6 protein-coding genes are annotated in these 4,641 nt (G+C 34.2%); 3 read left to right on the forward strand and 3 right to left on the reverse strand.

The window, feature by feature from the left end; translation table 11 throughout:
• The coding region (locus NF27_RS12375; protein ID WP_039456195.1) for a hypothetical protein at positions 1-401 on the forward strand (401 nt) is incomplete at its 5' end.
• Positions 402-424: 23 nt separating this feature from the next.
• Here NF27_RS12375 and NF27_RS04215 read toward each other — a convergent pair.
• Positions 425-715, reverse strand: a complete 291-nt coding sequence (locus NF27_RS04215) for a helix-turn-helix domain-containing protein (protein ID WP_039456197.1) — start codon at positions 713-715, stop codon at positions 425-427.
• 334 nt (positions 716-1,049) lie between these two features.
• On the opposite strand from NF27_RS04215, the gene NF27_RS04220 reads away from it, so the two are divergent.
• Positions 1,050-1,589 (forward strand): LexA family protein, encoded by a 540-nt coding sequence (locus NF27_RS04220; RefSeq protein ID WP_053332565.1) that lies wholly within the window; start codon positions 1,050-1,052, stop codon positions 1,587-1,589.
• A 5-nt stretch (positions 1,590-1,594) separates the two neighbouring features.
• The gene (locus tag NF27_RS04225) at positions 1,595-2,857 is read left to right on the forward strand and encodes a Y-family DNA polymerase (RefSeq protein WP_039456200.1); all 1,263 of its coding nucleotides are present in this window, start codon (positions 1,595-1,597) and stop codon (positions 2,855-2,857) included.
• Between the two features lie 555 nt (positions 2,858-3,412).
• Here NF27_RS04225 and NF27_RS13000 read toward each other — a convergent pair.
• Entirely contained in the window at positions 3,413-3,709 is a 297-nt protein-coding gene (locus NF27_RS13000) for a hypothetical protein (protein WP_039456205.1), read from the reverse strand.
• Entirely contained in the window at positions 3,709-3,987 is a 279-nt protein-coding gene (locus NF27_RS04235; RefSeq protein WP_239647817.1) for a hypothetical protein, read from the reverse strand. Before NF27_RS04235 ends, NF27_RS13000 begins: the two co-directional genes overlap by 1 nt.
• Positions 3,988-4,641 lie beyond the last annotated feature (654 nt).

Consider the following 4,641-nt stretch of genomic DNA (forward strand, 5'->3'; position numbering starts at 1 on the left):
AGTTATTTGCTTCTACCAACATCTATCTCCAATTTCTATTCTTTGCAACACAACCTGAGAACGTAATCCATAGGAATATAAAAAGGAAAGAAATAATTGAGAAAATAGCAACCGGCCTAGGAATAGATCTAAATGAGTATATTAGTAAAAGCCCGGATTATACTTTAAATAAAAACCAGATTGATCCTGAACTATATGATAAAGCTTCTAAGATGGTACTAAATGTATTAACAAATAAAAGCCTAGGATGTCCTAAGCATGAGGTAGAGGTTTTGACCGGAGCATTATATGAGTTTCTATTAGAAAATAAGGAAGTATCAGATGAAATTGCCAAAGCATTCTGCCAAGGAATGATTAAGCATGCATTAAAAAATTTTATGATTACTAAGAAGAGAAGCTAAGTTTATTCCTAGGTAAATAGCACCTAATACATAAAAGGCTTTGAATTAGGCTCTATACATTCATTAAACAGCTCAGGATGATCCCTAGCCAATATAAAAAGGGCTGTAGCAGTACTAGGCGGGGTTGTTCTTCCTATCTCATAATTCTGTAAGGTTTTAACCTTAATCTTAAGCATCTTTGCAAATCCTAACTGAGACAGATTATAAGATTTCCTAATCGCTTTAATCTTAGCAGGGCTTAGAGGCTCAAGAACCGCATTGGATTTCTTTAGTTTTTCATAAAGCTCATATAATTCAGAATAATTATTGTCCATAACCTACCTGTTTTAATACTTTAAGTAGTAATATATACGCTGACAGCGTATATATTACCTTACATGAAAACAAAAAACCTTTAACTTAAACTTCTTTTTTAGTTTGTTGTGTTCAACTAAGGTAAATTCTACTTAATACCCTATTTGCCGGTATGTCTTAAAAACATATTAACCAACTCTATGATGACTCAGAAAATATGCTAAGTTTGCTTCTTAGATAAGTAATGTAATGTTTTCGTCTCAATCCTGCTATAAATGTTTATCATAACTTAACTTGATTAGCGTACGTATATCATTTAGCCTTCTATTGTATAGGTAATATACACTGGCATATATGAATAATACTAATTATAATTGTAACAGAAAAACAGAACTTAAGCTTCTGATCAACTCAAATATCATTGAGCTTACTTGGGGCAAAGATAGAGATGACAATAAGGATAAAGTTAAGCTGGTAGAGGAGGACTTCTCTGCTTCAGGTAATAACGTTTACTCTTTACCTTTCTTTAGCTCTAAAGTCTCTGCAGGTGCTCCTACATTCGGTGATAGCTTTATAGATGAACTCATTGACCTTAACGGTTACTTAGTTAAAAACCCTCCCGCTACTTACTTCATGCGTACAGTCAGTGATGCAATGATTAATATAGGTATATTTATCGGGGACTTAGTTGTCGTAGATAGAAGCATCACTCCTGAGAACGGCAAAGTGGTAGTTGCTACATACGGGGGAGGGCTGATAATAAGAAGATATTATAACGATAACGGCATTATACTCTTACTTCCTGAAAATGATAACTACACTTCAATTAATGTTACAACCACTCCAGGTATAGTAATCTGGGGTGTAGCTACCGCGGTCATCCATAAATTCTAGTACTTATGAGTAAGGTTATAGCTCTTATCGACTGTAATAATTTTTACGTTTCATGTGAAAGGTTGTTTAATCCTTCTTATATAGGTAAGCCTGTAGTTGTGTTATCGAATAATGACGGTTGTGTGGTATCTCGCTCTAATGAGTCTAAGCTACTCGGTATCCCTATGGGGGCACCTTACTTTAAGTTTGAAGAAATATGTAGGAGACATAAGATAATCACTCACTCTTCTAATTACGAGCTATATGGCGATATATCACAAAGAGTAATGGCGACACTGGAAGCATTTGTACCCGATATGGAAGTATACTCGATAGATGAAGCTTTTGTTGATTTGACAGGTATTCTTGATCCTCTTACATTTTGTATAATGCTTCGTAGAAAAGTAATGCTTTGGACTGGTATTCCGGTATCAATAGGTATAAGTTATACTAAGACATTAGCTAAAGCAGCAGGAGAGGTAGCTAAGAAGTCTGAGAGCGGGGTAGGGGTACTATTTAATGTAGAAGATATAGATATAACCCTAAAGGCTCTTAGTATTTATGATGTATGGGGTATAGGTAAGCAATGGGGAACAAGATTAGAACTCAAGTTTAATATCAGAACTGCTTATGACTTAAAACAAGCAAGCCCTAAATTTATCAGAGAGCACTTCTCCGTAGTTATGGAGAGAATAATATATGAGCTAAACGGTATTGCTTGTTTAGAGCTTGAGGAGATAGAAGCAAAGAAGTCTATTTCTTCTACACGTACATTTGGCAGAAGTGTAAGTGAGATTAGGGAACTAAGGGAAGCAGTTGCAAGCTATACTGCAAATGCAGCAAGAAAGCTTAGAATGCAGAACTCTAAAGTATATAGCTTATATGTTTACATAAGGACGGATTACTATAAGAACACCACGCAATATAATAATGGGAAAGTAGTTGAGCTTGTCTATCCTACCTCAGATACGGGGTTACTAATCAATGCGGCAATAAAGGGTTTGGAAGCAGTATATAAAAGCGGGTTCCAATATAAGAAAGCAGGAGTGATCTTACTTAACATAGTACAAGATAGTTACCTACAGCAGGATATACTGGAGGAATACAGCCATACACATAAAAAAAGGTCAAAAGCATTAATGCAGGCAGTTGATTTACTAAATAAGAAGTACGGCAGAGGCACCATACAGCATGCAGCCGAGGGGATAAAGAAGGAATGGAAGGTAAAGGCTGAATTACTATCACCCAGGTATAGTACCAGGTGGGATGAGCTAAAGGGGGTAGGGTAGTTATTATTCTTCAACATTGAAAGGAAAAAAGAACAAGTTATATGCTAAAAGGAAGGGAAACTAAACAATACAGTTAAAGCGGTGAGGTCGCTACGGCGCTTTTTGGGGGCGCGCTCCCTCACCTTGCTTATAAGGGCGCTAACTTGTGATAAAAACTTGTACCTACTTCCTTTATAGTTCTTAATTAACAAGGGCTAAACTTATACAATTTACTTTGAACTATTTAATATCAATTTTGCTTTTCTACTACAATTATATGCAGTCCACCCTGTTAAGTATATGCCTATTAAATACCATAGAAGAAGGGAAAAGCTTATAATTAAATCACGAGACCCATAAACAGGAATTTCATAGAACTTAACCATACCATATGTACTTATTCCAATTACAATAATTGCGAAATAAATAATCACAAAATAAGTAAATAGTTTTACATGGTTTATTAAAGTCATAACATTGATTAATTCTTATAAAATATTAATAGGAAATTACTATATCTCAGCTTTTTGTCAATATACATGCTCTCATGGTTATATTCTTTAACAAGATTATTTTTTATGGATGCGGGGTTATTGCAATAATTGTTATGATACCTTTACCTATACCATAATGCCAAAAAATTCTATATGCAGCAGGTGTTTTATTTTCCGCATAAGCTTCTAATATCTCTTCTCCGTTAAGTCCTTGTATTGCACTATATTTATGTGTTTGCAAACTCGGATGCTTGGGATTAGCTTCCAAATATCCTAGTGTTTTGCATACTGCTTTATATCTTTTTTGAAGGCTCTTATTTTCTTTTAATCTTCTTAAATCTTCGGCAGCTTGTTTAGTAAATAATAAACGAAAAAGCATTATTCATTCTCGGAAACATATTTGGAAAAGCTTCCTATATCTTGTACTTCACCTTTGGCAGATTCCTCAATACCTTTTCTGACTTGATTTAATGCGTCTATATTATTAAAAAGCCAAGCTTCTTTTATAGGAATCTCTACATATGGTTCTAAGATAACTCTATGAGTATCTTCATCAACATAAGCTTTATAGCTGCTAACTCCTTTTTCTATTAATTTGCCTAAACACACTCTTCCTTTAGAATCCAATTTAAGCATTTTAAAATTTTCAGTTCTCATAATTTAATTCTTAAATACTTTATTATATAATAATACTCTAATGTGGGATATGTGTCAAGTGGGATAATAGGATATAGTATTTGTATTCTGATTATTTTGTTTAACTAATTCAACAATTTCTTAGGATAAAATTTTACCTTTTCGGGGGATTGGGCAAAAACATCCTTAAACTTAATTTCTCTTAATGCTATAGAATATAATACATTCATTAACCTAGTTCTGATTTAAGTTACCATACCTAATACGCTACCGTCTTTTAAGCTCAATTACCTTTATATCCATTTCTGCTAATCTGTAATCTTATATCTGCAAGTTTATAACTCACTTCCGCTACATCGCATAAAGCTATCTTGAAAGCACCTGTATATGCCGCAGTTATCTACATTTAAACCATGTGGTTCGATAATACTATGTTTCCAAATATCCTTAAAATCTTTCCTTTAAAGAATCAATACGAACCAATTTAAGGCAAGCTTTTACTTTTATTACCATAATATTTTATCACTCTTTTAAACTCCTGTTTATTAATTTTTTGCATAGCTAGCACTTGTTGCAAATATGGATGCACCGGTTAATTCCGCTCTGCCTTCGTTTCACTCGGCATGCGCGGTAAACACGGGCTCAACCCCCTGCCCGCTCCAACCCTTCGTTCGC

It is taken from the genome of Candidatus Jidaibacter acanthamoeba (assembly GCF_000815465.1).
Taxonomy (GTDB): Bacteria; Pseudomonadota; Alphaproteobacteria; order Rickettsiales; family Midichloriaceae; genus Jidaibacter; species Jidaibacter acanthamoebae.